Origin of the sequence: Eggerthella lenta DSM 2243, from assembly GCF_000024265.1 — a bacterium.
Taxonomy (GTDB): domain Bacteria; phylum Actinomycetota; class Coriobacteriia; order Coriobacteriales; family Eggerthellaceae; genus Eggerthella; species Eggerthella lenta.
Genome location: NC_013204.1, coordinates 2,931,772 through 2,946,367 on the forward strand (window position 1 = coordinate 2,931,772; position 14,596 = coordinate 2,946,367).

Here is a 14,596-nt window from a genome sequence, read left to right on the forward strand (position 1 = left end):
GGCCGCTTACGGCCCCGGGCTTTTTTTGGTCGTCTTGCACATCAGACCCGATTCGTCGAAAACGCTGCGGCTTTACCTTCCCTTTACACGGGCTTTACCGAATCTTAAGCGGTCTGAATATCCTCCATCGATCGGTGTACGACTCGAGGATTCCCCTGCGAATACGCCATGCTGTTCACATTGGAAACCGAAAGGGAGTCATCCGTGAAGGGCTTTACCGAACTCATCGTCAACTCCGTCCGCGGGTTCTGCATGGCCCTGGCCGACAGCGTGCCCGGGGTGTCGGGCGGCACCGTCGCCTTCCTGCTGGGCTTTTACGACCGGTTCATCGGCTCGCTGGACGACCTGTTCCACGGCGCGAGGGCTGCGCGCTTCGCAGCCGTGCGCTTCCTGCTGAAGCTGGGCGCAGGTTGGGCGATCGGGTTCGGGCTGTCGGCGCTCGTGCTGACCAGTTTCTTCGATACGCACATCTACGAGGTCAGCTCGCTGTTCATGGGATTCATCGTGTTCGCCATCCCCATCGTCGTGCGCGAGGAGCTGGACGCATTGCGTAAACGGCTGCCGTACCTCGCGTTCGCCGTCGTGGGCGTCGCATTTGTCGTGGCAGTGACGCTGCTGAGCCCCGTGAGCGGAGAGGGCACCGACGTTGCGGCGAAGAGCCTCGACCTCGGCCTGGTGGCGTACGTGTTCCTGGCGGCGATGGCGGCCATCTCCGCGATGGTGCTGCCGGGCATATCGGGCTCCACGCTGCTGCTGATCTTCGGGCTGTACGTGCCCATCATGGGTGCGGTGCGCGCGACGATGGGGCTCGATCTGTCCTACCTGCCTATCCTGATGGTGTTCGCGGCGGGCATCGCATGCGGCATGCTTCTGTTCGTCCGACTCATCAGAATGTGCCTCGAGCGCTTCCGCTCGCAAACCATCTATGCCATCATCGGCATGATGCTGGGGTCGCTGTTCTCCATCACGCAAGGGCCGCTCACGCTGAGCGAGCCGCAGCCGGCCATGAGCCTCGACACGTTCAGCATCGTGTTCTTCCTCATCGGCGGCGCCGTGGTCGGCGGGCTCCAGCTGCTCAGGTCGCGCTTGGAGGAACCCGCCGAGGGCTAACGCGCTACGACGCCCGCATCGGACAGCCGCAACGCGGCATGGAAGCCGATGCCGGGAAGGCTCGCCGGCTTCGCCATGCTAGCTCGCCGCTTGGACAGCTTCGCGCAAACGCGCGAGATCATCGTCATCGGGATGGCTCGCCGCTTCGTCGAAGTTCTCGATGAGCTGATGCATGCGCGCAGCCTGCTCGGGCTTGGCCTCGGCGGTTTGCGCGTAGCGGGCGCGAACGCTGGCGGGCATGCGGCCCTGGCACATGAACGTGCCCACGATCCGCGCCGATTCGGGCAGATGCACCGCCACGCGCGCCATGACGCCCGCGAAGTACGTCTCGTCGGCTCCGAACCCGGCCGTCCCGAACAGGAACACGTCCTTGTCCGCGAGCGAGGCCAGAACCTCGGCCAACTCGTCGCCGCAATCGCCACGGTTCGTCCAGAACCCTGCGTACACGCGGTCGGCCTGCGCGACGGCGGCGCGATCCACCTCGTCCACCCGACCGAACGCAAGGCGCCCTTCGCTCGGCAGCGCAGCGGCCACCGCCCGCGCCAATGCCTCAGTGTTCCCGGTGCGGCTGTCGTACACGATCGCGTAGCTCATAAGCGTTCCTTCCCTACATGCCTCGGCGCGGGCGCCGCATTCGAATCAGCTTGTTATACGCCCGTCCGACCCCTCTGTAAACCCCGTTATACTGAAACGAGAGAATCCAACGGGCGCAAGCGCCCTGCAAGCGAGGAGGCTTCTATGCGAGCGGTGGTTCAGCGCGTGTCGAACGCGCGGGTAGATATCGACGGCGCGACGGCGGGCAGCATCGGGCGCGGGCTGCTCATCCTGCTAGGCGTGGGTCACGACGACAGCGAGGAGCAGGCCGAACGCCTCTGGAGCAAGATCGCGCGCCTGCGCATCTTCGAGGACGCCGAGGGCAAGACGAACCTGTCGCTAGCCGACGTGGGCGGCGAAGTGCTGGTCGTGTCGCAGTTCACCCTGTTCGCGAACTGCAGACGAGGCAACCGCCCCTCGTTCACCGAGGCGGGCGCGCCCGACGAGGCGAACCGGCTGTACGAATGGTTCGTCGAACGCGCGCGCCGCGACGTGCCTCGCGTGGAAACGGGGCGCTTCGGCGCTTACATGGACGTGAGCCTGACCAACGACGGTCCGTTCACGCTGTGGCTCGACACCGACGCGCTCTAGCGCGACGATGCGACGACGCTCCGGCGCGCTGTCGCGCTAGAGCAGCGCCCGCTCCCACTCGGCCTCTTTGAAGCCGACCAGCACGAAGTCGTCGCCCACCACCAGCGGGCGCTTCACCATCATGCCGTTCTCGGCCAGAAGCGCGTAGGCGTCCGCGTCGCTCATGCCGGCATCCAGCAGGGCCTTTACGTTGCGCTCGCGGTACAGCATGCCGCTGGTGTTGAAGAAACGGCGCAGCGGCAACCCGCTTTTCGCATGCCATGCGGCCAGCTCGTCGGACGTCGGGTTGTCCTCCACGATGTGGCGGTCAGCATACGCCACGCCGTGCGCGTCGAGCCACGCCTTAGCCTTCTTGCAAGTGGAGCACTTCGGATATTCGATGAACAGCACGTCCGCCATGGGTTTCTCCTTCGCGTTGCAGCCTTCGTATCCCGCTCATCATACCAGAGCGGCCTCAAGCAGCCGCAAAGCGAAGCGAACGGGCGCCGCATGCCTCGGCGGCGGAATGTCTCAAGTGAAACATTCGCTCGCTTCGATCCTGCCGGAAACGGCGAAGGACGTCCGAGGCGAAGCAGACGCGCACGTCGATCAAACGTACAAATGTTTCACGTGAAACATCGTAACCGCCTTCGGTTGCAAAAGGGTCATCGTTCGCGCAGGCTCGGCTTGGTATACTGAAGGCATACAGACGGAAAGGCGGCTCATGATCTTCTACTTCACCGGCACCGGCAATTCGCTCGCGGCGGCGCAGACCATCGCGCGCGCAACGGACGACCTGCTCGTCGACATCGGCGCGGCCTACAAGTACAAGGACTTCGACTTCACGCTCGCGCAAGGCGAGCAGCTGGGCTTCGTCTTCCCCGTCTACAACTACACCACGCCGCCCATCATCGATGCGTTCCTCAAGCGAGCCCGCTTCCGCACGGGCAACAAGGAAACCTTCACGCCCGACTATTGCTTCGCCGTGATCAGCTGCGGCGCGTTCGTGGGCAGCACGGCGCGCGTCTTCGGCAAGCGCCTGTTGGACGCGCAGGGCATCAACCTCGACGCCTCGTTCAGCGTGAAATCGGTGGGCAACTGCACATACCTGTACGCGCCCGCCCAAGGCGAGAAGCGCAAGCGCCTGCTTGCCGGCGCGGAACTTGCCGCGCGCGAGACGGCAAATCGCATCGCAGCCCGCGAGCACGTGCGCGCCGAGCACCGCAATCCCCTAGGCATCGTGCTGTCCAAGTTCACCGAAAAGGACGAGAAGCCGCGATCCACCTCGGAGTTCTTCGCGCTGCCCACCTGCATCAGCTGCGGCCAGTGCGCCGACCTCTGCCCCACCAACACCATCACGATCATCGAAGGCGCGCCCCGCTGGGCCGAGCTGGGCTGCACGCAGTGCCTCGCCTGCCTGCACCGCTGCCCCGTGAACGCCATCCAGTACGGTGCGAAGACCGAGCGTCGCGGCCGCTACGTCAACCCCGTCCTCGCGAAAGCTCCCAAGCGCGCATAACGCTCCTCCCTAGCCTCGTTCAAGCAATTCCTTGAACGACCGCTCTCCCCAGCCGTCGGGCGCCTCAAGCGTCGTCGAACGGATAAGCTCCCGCAGTTCCGCCTTTCGCTCAGGCGTCAATGCACGATGCCCGCTCCTTAGGTCTTCAAGCGAGGGGAAAGCTTTCGGAAGCTCTTCGTTGTCGATGACGGCAACCATGACACGCTCCTTTCGCTTCATCGAGCATAGATGCGCAATACCGTATTACGTCAATGACGGCAGTTGATCGCATGCGCTGTCTTGACGCTTCCGTATCTATTGTTTATAGTGTGCATATCGGGTATATACACTCTACACGTTACGGAGTGGACGATGCCCGGCCGGAGGGGACGAGGAACGTGCTTGGCCTCTCCCGGCGCGAAGCGGGACGCCGCGACGCGCCACCCGAGCGCAGGGGGACGCCCCGGTGCTCGCGCACGAAACCACGAAAGGGAGCCTGAGTTGGACATCATCATCTCGAATGCGAGCGACAAGCCCATCTACGACCAGATCGTCTCGCAGATGAAGGCCCTCATCCTGACGGGTGAGCTGGGCGAAGGGCAGCAGCTGCCCTCCATCCGAGCACTGGCCGGCGACCTGCGCATCAGCGTCATCACGACCAAGCGCGCGTACGCCGAGCTGGAGCTCCAAGGCTTCATCGAGACGGTGCCCGGCAAGGGCAGCTTCGTGGCCGGCGGCAACCTCGAGCTTCTTCGCGAGGAGCGCCTCCGGCACATCGAGGAGCTGCTCGTCCAGGCCGTCGACGAAGCGCGCGGTGCGAACGTCGGCATCCCGGAGCTCCATGACATGCTCGACCTCATCGCAGAAAGTGACGACTGATGAACGACCTCCTCCGCATACGCAGCTTGTCGAAGCACTATGACGGCTTCGACCTCCGAAACGTCGACCTCACCGTACCCGCCGGAAGCGTCGTCGGCTTCATCGGCTCGAACGGCGCCGGCAAGACGACCACCATCAAGGCCATCCTCGGCCTCATATACCCCGATGCCGGCTCCATCGAGCTGCTCGGCCAAAACGTCGGCGAACATGCCGGCAGCAAGGCGATCAAGGACGCCAAGCAACGCACGGGCGTGGTGTTCGACACCTGCTCGTTCCCCGAGGAGATGACCGTCGCCTCGGTGGGCAAGCTCATGTCGTACAGCTACGACTCCTGGAGCCCTGCCGACTTCGAGCAGCGCCTGGCACAGTTCCAGCTGCCTAAGAGCAAGACGGTGAAGGACCTCTCCCGCGGCATGAGCATGAAGCTGTCGCTGGCTTGCGCGCTGGCACACGACCCCGACCTGCTGATCCTCGACGAGGCCACCGCCGGGCTCGACCCGCTCGCCCGCGAGGAAGCGCTCGACATCCTGCGCGGCTACATGCGGGATGAGCGCCACGGCATCCTCATGTCCAGCCACATCACGAGCGACCTCGAGAAGATCGCCGACTACATCGTGTGCATCGACGCCGGCCGCATCGTGTTCGCCGTCGAGAAGGACACGATCACCGATCTGGCCGGCATCGCGCACTGCCGCGCGACCGACTACGAGCGCATCGCCGAGAGCGGCTTCTTCGCCCCCGGCGAGCTGCGCAGCATGCGCCACCCCTACGGCATCGACGTACTGGCTCCCGACCGTTTCGCGTTCGCCGAGAACTTCAAGAACATCGCCGTCGACAAGGCCGATATCGATGTCTACATGGGCATGATGCTGAAAGGAGAGGTCCGATGAAAGCCATGATCATGTCCGATCTCCTGATCGCGAAGAAATACCTGCTGCAACAACTGGGCGTCTCCATCGCCGTGGGCATCTTCATCACCGTCGTGATAGGAAACCTCTACGTTGCCGCTCCCATGGTGGGCGTGATGATCCCCTTCTCGCTGACCATCACCATCCTCGCGCTTGACGAACGCGCCAACTGGCAGCAGTTCCGTCTGGCTTTGCCCATGTCGCGATCGAACGTGATCGCAGGCCGCTACGTCAGCTTCGCGCTGTTGGCGCTGCTGGGCATCGCGGCAGGCCTGCTGGTGACGCTCGTGATGGTCGCCGTTGCGCAGATCGCCCCCGGCGTTCCCCAGCTAGCCGACCTCATGGGGAACTTCTCGTGGCAGGCCATGCTCTTCGCGTCCGTCGCCGGATTGGCCATCATCTTGGTCATGCTGTCCGTCACGATGCCCTTGTTCTCGCGGTTCGGCATGACGAAGGGCGTCCGCTACCTGCCGCTGCTCATCATAATCGGCGTGTTCTTCGCGTTCCAGCTCGACGGCAACGGGCCGCCGCCCGAGTTCGTCGCGAACGTGCTGAACCTGTTGGAGTCGCCCGCGGGCACCATCGCCATCGCTGCCGGAGTTCTTGCGATCACGGCCGCCGTCTACGCGATCTCAGCCGTAATCTCCACCAAGCTGTACCAGAAGCGCGAGCTCTAGCGAACGGAAAAGGAGCGCCCCATGAAGACCATGATGCTTGCCGATTTCCTCGCTTTGGCGAAATCGCTGCCGAAGAACGTGGCGCTGTGGGCGCTCCTTGCAACGGGCATATGCCTGGCAGCGGGGAACGCGACTCCCATCATCCTGCTCACCGGCTTCCCCATGTCCCACATGGTGCTCATGCCCATGCTGCTGCGCGACCAGCGGCGCGATTGGGTCGCCTTTCGCCAGGCTTTGCCGCTTTCGCGAGCAAACGTAGTGGCGGGACGCTACGCAAGCATCGCCGTCGTCGTCGCCGGATGCGTCGCTCTCGGCGTCGCAGCGTATACGACCGCTTGCATCGTCAACGCCGTTGTGCCGGGGCTTCCGCTTGTCCGCCATTTCGCCGTAGGCTTCGACGCTGCGGGCGTCGTATCGTTCGCGGCCGGCACGTTCGCCCTCACCATCGCCATGTTCAGCGTGCTGCTGCCGTTCATGTTCGCCGACAGCCACCGCAAGCTCGCCAGCTACATCCCCTTCGCCTTCATGCTCGCCCTCATGGGCTGGATCTACATATTCCGCTCCATGAACTTCGACGCGTTTCTTCCCCTCGTGGGCCGGATCGTCGTCGCCGCGCAGTCGCTGGGCGGCGCGCTCGTCGTGGGAGGATGCGTCACGGCGGCGGCGCTCGCCTTGTACGTCGTATCGGAGCGCGCGGCGGTTCGCGGGTACGCGACGCGCGACCTCTAGCCCATCTGAACCAGATCGGCCAGCGTCACGTTGTCCACGTAATCCTCGATGGCCTGGTCGAGCCCACGCCAGAAATTGATGGCCACGCACTGATCGCGGCGCGGACACGCCTCCGCGCCGTCTTCGAGGCATGACACCGGCGCGCAGCTGCCCTCGGTGGCGCGCAAGACGTCTCCCGCAGTGATCTGATCAGCCGGACGCGCCAACAGATACCCGCCGCTCACGCCGCGCACGCTTTTGAGAACGCCCGCCTTCACCAGCGCCCCGCCCAGCTGTTCGAGGTATTTGACGGACAGATCCTCCCGCTCGGCCGCTTGCCGCATGGTGACCAGCGCGCCGGCTTCCCCTTGTCGTGCGATGTCGATCATGAGCCGCAACGCATAGCGTCCCCGTGTCGATATCATCATGTTCGTCGCACCGTCCTTCGATGGTGTTACCGGCCTTGCCGCACGCGACGGCCGCACCCTTCTCGTTCGTGTCGTTTTCAAAAGTATAGCCCATCGTTTACCTGATAGAACACGCCTTTCTTGCAGGAATGTAAGGATGGGGCAAGCGGTCGGTAAGGCGGCGTTAAGAACCGCTTGGTATAACGTAGTGGGGAGTTTTCCTCTACAGAAAGGTGGAAACCATGAAAGGAACGGCGCATCGTGCATCGACGGCGCATCCAGCCATCACGTTCATCGGGCGCCTCGCCCTGGCGGCGCTCATCCTCGTCGTGCTCGTGGAAGTGTACTTTCTTGCACGCGGGTTCAACCTGTACCGCGAAGCGATCGAGGAAGCCGGCCTCGACGAGATGGCCGCATCCATCCAGAGCAGCGAGTCGTTCACGCCCATCGACGAGCTGCCGGACCTGTACCTGCAGGCCGTCGTGGCCGTGGAGGATCATCGGTTCTACGCCCATCCCGGCTTCGATGCCATCGCCACGGCGCGCGCCCTCATGAACGACCTCAAAGCGGGCGCCATCGTGGAAGGCGGCAGCACCATCACCCAGCAGCTGGCGAAGAACCAGTACTTCACCCAAGAGCAGACCGTCGAGCGCAAGATAGCCGAAGTGTTCATGGCGCTGACGATGGAGCAGCACTTCTCGAAGCGCACTATCCTGGAGCTATACGTGAACTCCATCTACTTCGGCGACGGCTACGAGGGCATCGGCAGTGCGAGCTGGGGTTATTTCGGCAAAGCCCCCAGCGCGCTCGATGCCGACGAATGCACGCTGCTGGCCGGCATCCCGAACGCGCCGAGCGTGTACGCGCTGTCTCAGAACCCTGGCCTCGCGCGCGAGCGCCAGCAGGAAGTGTTGCGGAAGCTCGTGTCCTACGACTACCTCGGGCAGGACGCAGCACAGCACATTCTGGGAAACCTGCGCGCGCTGGCCGCATGACGCGCCGTCCCATCGATCCGCTCGCGCCGAACACCGCGTCAGAGCGGTGCACGCCTTGCATGCAGGTTCTGTAGTCGTCGTAGCGCCGACGGGTTCGCCCGCACGGACGACGGGGGCTTTGGTAGGATAAGCCGCATGAAACGATTCAAAACCACCGTTGCAGCCGCCCTGACCGCCGTCGCCCTGCTGGGATCGCTCGGCTTCATGGCGGCATGCGGCCCCGAAGATGCAGCGGAGCCCGCGGCGCAGGCATACGTGAGCCCCTACGATTGGAGCGGACTCGAACGTTCGGGCGACCGCCTGGCTTTCCGCGAGAACGGCGAGGTGCGCTCCCAGTTTGGCGTGGACGTGTCCGACCATCAAGGCGCCATCGACTGGAGCGCTGTGGCGAGCGACGGCGTGGACTTCGCCTTCGTGCGCGTGGGCAACCGCGGCTACACCGAGGGCGCGCTGTACGCCGATGCCCGATACGCCGAGAATATCGACAATGCGACGAGCGCGGGCCTCGATGTGGGCGCGTACTTCTTCTCGCAAGCCGTCACCGTCGAGGAGGCGCGTGAAGAAGCCGAGTTCGTGCTGCGGCTGCTTGCCGGCCGTTACCTGGCGCTGCCCGTGGCGTACGACCACGAGCCCGTCGCCGACGGCGCGGGCCGTGCGAACAACATGGACCGCGAAACGCTCACCGCGTGCGCGCGGGCGTTCTGCGAGCGTCTCGAGCAGGGCGGCTACGGGACGATGATCTACGGCAACAGCGGCGACATGGCGCGCTACGACCGCGCCGATCTGGGCGGACGTCCCGTCTGGTTCGCCGAGTACGACGCCGCCCAGCCGCACGCGCAGTTCGACTTCGCCATCTGGCAGTACACCAACGGCGGCTCCGTGGCAGGCATCGACACCGCCGTCGACCTCAACCTGCTGCTGCCGCCCGCGAAGTAAAACCCGCCCTTGGCACGTTCATCGGTTCGTGATACACTGGCCGTTACTTTTCGCTCGAAATCATGAGGAGCATGCTCGATGGCTGGTCGCCTTTTCCGCTAAATCGCTCAGTCGATTTGCGATTCATCCCTGCGCCGCGCGTTCGCGCAACGCATAGTTGCCGCTTCGGCGGCCTTCTTCCATCTAGAATTGGTAGCGCAACCGCGTTCGCTACCTCACACTGACGTTCATCCGACCATCTCGTTCTATAGGAGCTATCCATGACTGCATCGACCGCGCCCCTGAGCGCAGCCGGTCGCGAGCTGCCGAAGCGCTGGCTTGCGATCATCGCCACCATCTGGGGCGGACAAGCCGCTTCTATGATCACCAGCTACGCCGCGGGATACGCCGTGGTGTGGTACATCACCGAGACTACGGGCAGCGCCATCATGCTGGCCGCGGCCGCCATCTGCGCGTATCTGCCGCAAGGACTGCTGTCACCCTTCGGCGGCGTCATCGCCGACAAGCACAACCGCAAGACGGTCATGATCGTGGCCGACCTCTCGGTGGGCATCGTGTCGCTGGGGCTGGGCATCGTCATCCTGTTCGGGCAGGTATCGTTTCCGCTGCTCATGATCCTCGTCATCGTGCGCAGCATCGGACAGGCCTTCCACGGCCCCGCCATGATGGCCGCCATGCCGCTGCTCGTGCCCGAGAAGCACCTGCTGCGCATCAACACGCTCGACCAGCTGCTCATGTCCGTCGCGTCCATCGGCGCCCCCGCGTTCGGCATCTTCCTGTACACCACCATCGGGTTCCACTCCGTGATGTTCCTCGACTTCGCCGGAGCACTCGTGGCCGTGGCGGGGCTTGCGCTGGCGAAGATCCCCACCGTCGCCGATGAGACCGCCGAGAACCAGCACGTGCTGGCGAACCTTCGCGACGGCTGGAAAGCGCTGTCGGCAACCCGCGGGCTCGTCATCCTCATCGCCGGCATCACCATCGGCATGATGGCGTTCGCCCCGCTGGGCGCCATCTTCCCGCTTATGACGTACGACCACTTCGGCGGTGACGGCTACATGGCGTCCGTCGTGGAAGCCGCGTTCGGCGTAGGGATGATCGCGGGGTCCATCGTGCTCATGGCCTGGGGCGGCGGCAAGCGCCTGGCCGGACTCATCGCGGTGGCCTCCCTCATCGTGGGTGTCACCACCACGGCGTGCGGATTCCTCGCCCCCACCATGTTCTGGGCGTTCGTTGCGTTGTGCGCCGTCATGGCGCTGGCATGCTCCTGGTTCAACGGACCGCTGATCACGCTCATCCAGCGCAACGTGCCCGAGGAGAAGACGGGCCGCGCGCTGGGCCTGGCCATGGCCGCCATGGGACTGGCCTCCCCCGTGGGCATCGCCATCGGCGGCGTGGCCGCCGAAGCTATGGGCGTAGCAGCGTTTTTCGTGGCGGACGGCCTCGTATGCATTGCGCTGGGACTGACCGTGTACCTGTTCAAGAGCGTGCGCGCCCTCGATCATGACGAGCCGCACGTCCTGCGCGACAGCGCGGCCGAGGCGAACGCGGAGATCGGAACAGTCTCGGAAGAGGGCTAGCGGCTCTCTTTTGCTCGAGACATCGAAACGGGGGCTGTCCGACACTGTCGAGCAGCCCCCGTTTTCGCCGAGTTAGGGAGGGTTGGCGTTTGGTGCAGCTTTACGGCTTCATGCCGGAACCGCCCTGCACCATGATGGTGTCGCCCGTTACGAACGAGGCATCGGGACTGGCCAGGAACACGCACACGCGTCCTACGTCCTTCTCCGCGTCGCCGAAGCGTCCGAGCGGGATCGCCTTCACGTTCTTCTCGTACATCTCGGGCTCGCGCTCGCGCCATTCCTCGAGCGCCTTCGTCATGACGATAGGGCATACGATGTTCACGTTGATGTTGTCGGGGCCCCACTCCGATGCGGCCACGCGGCTCATGCCTCGGATGCCCTCTTTCGCCGCAGCGTAGGAGCTCTGTCCTGGATTGCCGCCGATGCCCGCGCCGGAAGCGAAGTTGATGACGGATCCCGCCGTCTCCTTCAGGTAAGGGTAGGCATGCTTCATGTAGAAGAACGTCGCGTACAGGCCGGATCGAACCGCCAGGTCGAAGTCCTCCTCCGAATGCTGCACCAGCGTCAATCCCGACGCCGACGCCTGCGCGTTGTTGATCAGGACGTCGATGCGCCCGCCGAAGTGCTCGGCGCCCGCTTCGACCGCCGCACGCACCTCCTCTTCCACCGATCCGTTCGCGAGAATCGTGAACACTTCGGAGCCGAAATCGCGCTCAAGCTCCTCCTTCGCCGCTTCCAGACCGCCGGGGAACAGGTCGGTGAGGATGAACTTCGCACCCTCGGTGGCGAATGCGCGCTCGATACCCCGAGCGATACCGCCGCCACCGCCGGTGATCAGCACCACCTTGTCCTTCAAGCCCATGTCCATGCTTTCTCCTTCGATTCGCCTGCACAGCCTGCCCCGTATGGTACCGTGGCGCGCATGCAGGCATGCTATCGCGCCCTGAGAACTCAAAGACGTGTTCGGCCAGCGGCTTTTCCACCCGAAGCGATCGCGTCGAGCGGCGCGCTTCACGCGACGAGCGGCCTCTCGGGCAACCTCACGACCTTCGGGCGCTGCCGTATGCGGCGTTCTTTCGATTGCCGTACGCGCTACCTTTGCGGGCGTTCTTCTTGAGGTCCTTCAACACGTCGTCCTCGCTGCCGCCCTCCACCTGGACGCGCAGCTTGACCACCTGGTCGCGCAGGCGGGCGGCTTCCTCGAAGTCCATGCTTTGGGACGCGGAGGCCATGTCGTCCTCCATCGACTGGATGATGCGCAGCACCTCTTCGCGCGACAGCTCGGCAAGCTCCTTGTTCACCTGCTCGGCCGTGGTGCCGCCCATCTCGTCGGTGACGTAGCTCATGATGTCGTTGATGGCCTTACGGATGGTCTGCGGCTCGATGCCGTGCTCCTCGTTATACTTCATCTGGATGGCGCGGCGGCGCTTCGTCTCATCGATGGCCAGCGCCATGGAATCCGTCATCTTGTCGGCGTACATGATCACTTGACCCGAAACGTTTCGCGCCGCACGCCCGATGGTCTGGATGAGCGAGCGGTGGTTGCGCAGGAAACCTTCCTTGTCGGCATCCAAGATGGCAACGAGCGATACCTCCGGCAGGTCCAGGCCCTCGCGCAAAAGGTTGATGCCCACCAGCACGTCGAACTCGCCGCGGCGCAGATCGCGCAGGATCTCGACGCGCTCGAGCGTGGCGATGTCGGAGTGCATGTAGCGAGCCTTCACTCCCTGGTCCAGCAGGTGATCCGTCAAGTCCTCGGCCATCTTCTTCGTCAGCGTGGTGATGAGCACGCGCTCATCGCGCGCAGCGCGCTCCTTCGACTCGTCGATGATGTCGTCGATCTGCGATGCCGAGCCGCGCACGATGATCTCGGGATCCAGCAGGCCGGTGGGGCGGATAATCTGCTCCACCTGCTGCTGCGACACCTTCTGCTCGTAGTCGCCCGGCGTGGCCGACACGTACACGAACTGCGGGATGCGATCCTCGAACTCGTCGAAGCGCAGCGGACGGTTGTCCAGGCAGCTGGGCAGACGGAAGCCGTGCTCGGCCAATGTGATCTTGCGCGAGCGATCGCCCTCGTGCATGCCGCGGATCTGCGGAACCGTCACGTGGCTCTCGTCGATGATGCAGAAGAAGTCTTTCGGGAAATAGTCGATCAGCGTGTAGGGCGGCTCTCCCGGCTCGCGTCCGTCCATGTGGCGCGAGTAATTCTCGATGCCCGAGCAGAAGTTCATCGTCTCCAGCATCTCGAGGTCGTAGTTCACGCGCATCTCGAGGCGCTGCGCCTCCAGCAGCTTGCCTTCCTCCTTGAACTGCTGCAAGCGCTCGCGCAGTTCGTCGCGGATGGTGCCCAGCGCGCGATCCATCTTCGGACGCGCGGTCACGTAGTGGGAGGCCGGCCAGATAGGCAGAGCCTCGAACTCGCTCAGCACTTCGCCCGTCACGTTGTCGATCTCGGTGATGGACTCGATCTCGTCGCCCCAGAACTCGATGCGGATCGGATGGTCGGCGTAAGGCGGGAACACATCGAGCGCATCGCCGCGCACGCGGAACGTGCCGCGCTTCTGCTCGTAGTCGTTGCGGTCGTACTGGATATCGATGAGCTCATGGATGACCTGGTCGCGATCCATGTCCTTCTGCTTGTCCACGAACACGGCCATGCCGGCGTAGTCCATCGGGCTGCCAATGCCGTAGATGCACGACACCGACGCCACCACGATGCAGTCGCGCCGCGACAGCAAAGCCGACGTGGCCGCATGGCGCAGCTTCTCCACCTCTTCGTTGATGGACGCGTCCTTCTCGATGAACGTGTCCGACGAGGGCACGTACGCCTCGGGCTGGTAGTAATCGTAGTACGACACGAAGTACACCACGGCGTTGTCGGGAAAGAACTCCTTCAGCTCGCTGGCCAGCTGCGCCGCCAGCGTCTTGTTCGGAGCCATGACCAGCGTGGGCTTCTGCACGGCCTCGATGACCTTTGCCATGGTGAACGTCTTGCCGGAACCGGTGACGCCCAGCAGGTTCTGATAGCGCAAGCCCTCCTTGACGCCGGTCGCCAGCTTCTCGATGGCCTGCGGCTGATCGCCCGCCGGCTCGTACGGAGACACCGCTTTGAACGGCGTGGAGGCAAGACGAACCTCGGGCAGCTTGCCCTCCATCTCGATGCCTTCGATATTGGAAAGATGAGCCATGCTGCTCCTTCCGAACAACAGCGGAGCACCGACGCGTCGGAGCCGCGCAACGTAAAACTTCGCAGGAGATCCAGTGTATCACAGCATCTGTAACATGAACAGATGTTCGTTAGTAAACGGTTACGAAGCGGAGGGCAACGCACGCCCCGAGCCTAGCTCTCCGCCCTCCAACCCGTCGGCTGCGCTCGACCGAAGCAGCAGCGAGAGCTGCTCTCGCGCCGCCCGGTTCAAATTGCTGCCCGAACGAGCTTTAAAGGAGTCGAATTCGACCCCTTTAAAGCTTGGATTGTACAGGGTTTCCCAAAGACCCAGATATTCGATAACATCGTGAGTCCTCATCCAATTCTTTATCACATCTTTCGGCGTGGGGCTTTTATAGCGCGCAATATCGGTAAGCGAAACGTAATCAGCATAGGCGTCGCCTTTACAAAACGTCACTTCGATACCTTGCGCGTTGATCGTCGCACGATCAGACATACGGCATACACCTCTCTTTATCTGTTCCGATGATCTGAGAGGATCCTGCGGATCTTGCAAGCATGG

At 63.7% G+C, this 14,596-nt stretch carries 17 protein-coding genes; 10 read left to right on the plus strand and 7 right to left on the minus strand.

Annotated elements, in window-relative coordinates:
- Positions 1-204 precede the first annotated feature (204 nt).
- Positions 205-1,110 (plus strand): DUF368 domain-containing protein, encoded by a 906-nt coding sequence (locus ELEN_RS12545; protein ID WP_015761224.1) that lies wholly within the window; start codon positions 205-207, stop codon positions 1,108-1,110.
- Positions 1,111-1,188: 78 nt separating this feature from the next.
- Here the strand turns inward: ELEN_RS12545 and bilS are convergent, their stop codons facing one another.
- The gene (gene bilS, locus ELEN_RS12550; protein WP_009306630.1) at positions 1,189-1,704 is read right to left on the minus strand and encodes a flavodoxin family protein BilS; all 516 of its coding nucleotides are present in this window, start codon (positions 1,702-1,704) and stop codon (positions 1,189-1,191) included.
- A gap of 144 nt (positions 1,705-1,848) precedes the next feature.
- On the opposite strand from bilS, the gene dtd reads away from it, so the two are divergent.
- Positions 1,849-2,295, plus strand: a complete 447-nt coding sequence (gene dtd, locus ELEN_RS12555) for a D-aminoacyl-tRNA deacylase (protein ID WP_009306631.1) — start codon at positions 1,849-1,851, stop codon at positions 2,293-2,295.
- A gap of 36 nt (positions 2,296-2,331) precedes the next feature.
- Here dtd and ELEN_RS12560 read toward each other — a convergent pair whose 3' ends face one another.
- Positions 2,332-2,694 carry an arsenate reductase family protein gene (locus tag ELEN_RS12560; protein WP_015761225.1) on the minus strand — a complete coding sequence of 121 codons (363 nt, stop codon included), beginning with the start codon at positions 2,692-2,694 and terminating at the stop codon, positions 2,332-2,334.
- A gap of 304 nt (positions 2,695-2,998) precedes the next feature.
- On the opposite strand from ELEN_RS12560, the gene ELEN_RS12570 reads away from it, so the two are divergent.
- On the plus strand, positions 2,999-3,793 hold the full coding sequence (locus ELEN_RS12570) for an EFR1 family ferrodoxin (protein ID WP_009306633.1): 795 nt from the start codon (positions 2,999-3,001) through the stop codon (positions 3,791-3,793).
- Between the two features lie 9 nt (positions 3,794-3,802).
- On the opposite strand, the gene ELEN_RS12575 is transcribed toward ELEN_RS12570, so the two are convergent.
- Entirely contained in the window at positions 3,803-3,991 is a 189-nt protein-coding gene (locus tag ELEN_RS12575; RefSeq protein WP_009609382.1) for a hypothetical protein, read from the minus strand.
- Between the two features lie 282 nt (positions 3,992-4,273).
- Between ELEN_RS12575 and ELEN_RS12580 the strand changes: the two genes are divergently transcribed.
- From ELEN_RS12580 to ELEN_RS12595, 4 genes are read left to right on the plus strand one after another with little or no spacing between them, the layout of a single operon-like run.
- Positions 4,274-4,651: a GntR family transcriptional regulator gene (locus tag ELEN_RS12580; RefSeq protein WP_009306635.1), complete on the plus strand. Its 378-nt coding sequence runs from the start codon at positions 4,274-4,276 to the stop codon at positions 4,649-4,651.
- Positions 4,651-5,541: an ABC transporter ATP-binding protein gene (locus ELEN_RS12585; RefSeq protein WP_009306636.1), complete on the plus strand. Its 891-nt coding sequence runs from the start codon at positions 4,651-4,653 to the stop codon at positions 5,539-5,541. Before ELEN_RS12580 ends, ELEN_RS12585 begins: the two co-directional genes overlap by 1 nt.
- Positions 5,538-6,236: an ABC-2 transporter permease gene (locus ELEN_RS12590; RefSeq protein ID WP_015761226.1), complete on the plus strand. Its 699-nt coding sequence runs from the start codon at positions 5,538-5,540 to the stop codon at positions 6,234-6,236. Before ELEN_RS12585 ends, ELEN_RS12590 begins: the two co-directional genes overlap by 4 nt.
- Before the next feature lie 21 nt (positions 6,237-6,257).
- Positions 6,258-6,965, plus strand: a complete 708-nt coding sequence (locus ELEN_RS12595; RefSeq protein WP_009306638.1) for an ABC-2 transporter permease — start codon at positions 6,258-6,260, stop codon at positions 6,963-6,965.
- On the opposite strand, the gene ELEN_RS12600 is transcribed toward ELEN_RS12595, so the two are convergent.
- Positions 6,962-7,372, minus strand: a complete 411-nt coding sequence (locus ELEN_RS12600) for an RrF2 family transcriptional regulator (protein WP_009306639.1) — start codon at positions 7,370-7,372, stop codon at positions 6,962-6,964. The genes ELEN_RS12595 and ELEN_RS12600 overlap by 4 nt on opposite strands.
- Positions 7,373-7,593: 221 nt before the next feature.
- Between ELEN_RS12600 and ELEN_RS12605 the strand changes: the two genes are divergently transcribed.
- The 3 genes from ELEN_RS12605 to ELEN_RS12615 all read left to right on the plus strand — a co-directional run bounded on the left by ELEN_RS12605 (position 7,594) and on the right by ELEN_RS12615 (position 10,862).
- Positions 7,594-8,346 (plus strand): biosynthetic peptidoglycan transglycosylase, encoded by a 753-nt coding sequence (locus ELEN_RS12605; protein ID WP_015761227.1) that lies wholly within the window; start codon positions 7,594-7,596, stop codon positions 8,344-8,346.
- Positions 8,347-8,481: 135 nt separating this feature from the next.
- Positions 8,482-9,282, plus strand: a complete 801-nt coding sequence (locus tag ELEN_RS12610; RefSeq protein WP_015761228.1) for a glycoside hydrolase family 25 protein — start codon at positions 8,482-8,484, stop codon at positions 9,280-9,282.
- A 260-nt stretch (positions 9,283-9,542) separates the two neighbouring features.
- A complete protein-coding gene (locus ELEN_RS12615; RefSeq protein WP_009609351.1) occupies positions 9,543-10,862 on the plus strand; it encodes an MFS transporter in 1,320 nt (439 codons plus the stop codon).
- Between the two features lie 100 nt (positions 10,863-10,962).
- On the opposite strand, the gene ELEN_RS12620 is transcribed toward ELEN_RS12615, so the two are convergent.
- The 3 genes from ELEN_RS12620 to ELEN_RS12630 all read right to left on the minus strand — a co-directional run bounded on the left by ELEN_RS12620 (position 10,963) and on the right by ELEN_RS12630 (position 14,530).
- A complete protein-coding gene (locus ELEN_RS12620) occupies positions 10,963-11,730 on the minus strand; it encodes an SDR family NAD(P)-dependent oxidoreductase (RefSeq protein WP_009306643.1) in 768 nt (255 codons plus the stop codon).
- 172 nt (positions 11,731-11,902) lie between these two features.
- Complete coding sequence (gene uvrB, locus ELEN_RS12625; RefSeq protein ID WP_009609457.1) at positions 11,903-14,053, minus strand: excinuclease ABC subunit UvrB; 2,151 nt, start codon at positions 14,051-14,053, stop codon at positions 11,903-11,905.
- A 120-nt stretch (positions 14,054-14,173) separates the two neighbouring features.
- Positions 14,174-14,530 (minus strand): KilA-N domain-containing protein, encoded by a 357-nt coding sequence (locus tag ELEN_RS12630; RefSeq protein WP_009609313.1) that lies wholly within the window; start codon positions 14,528-14,530, stop codon positions 14,174-14,176.
- Positions 14,531-14,596 lie beyond the last annotated feature (66 nt).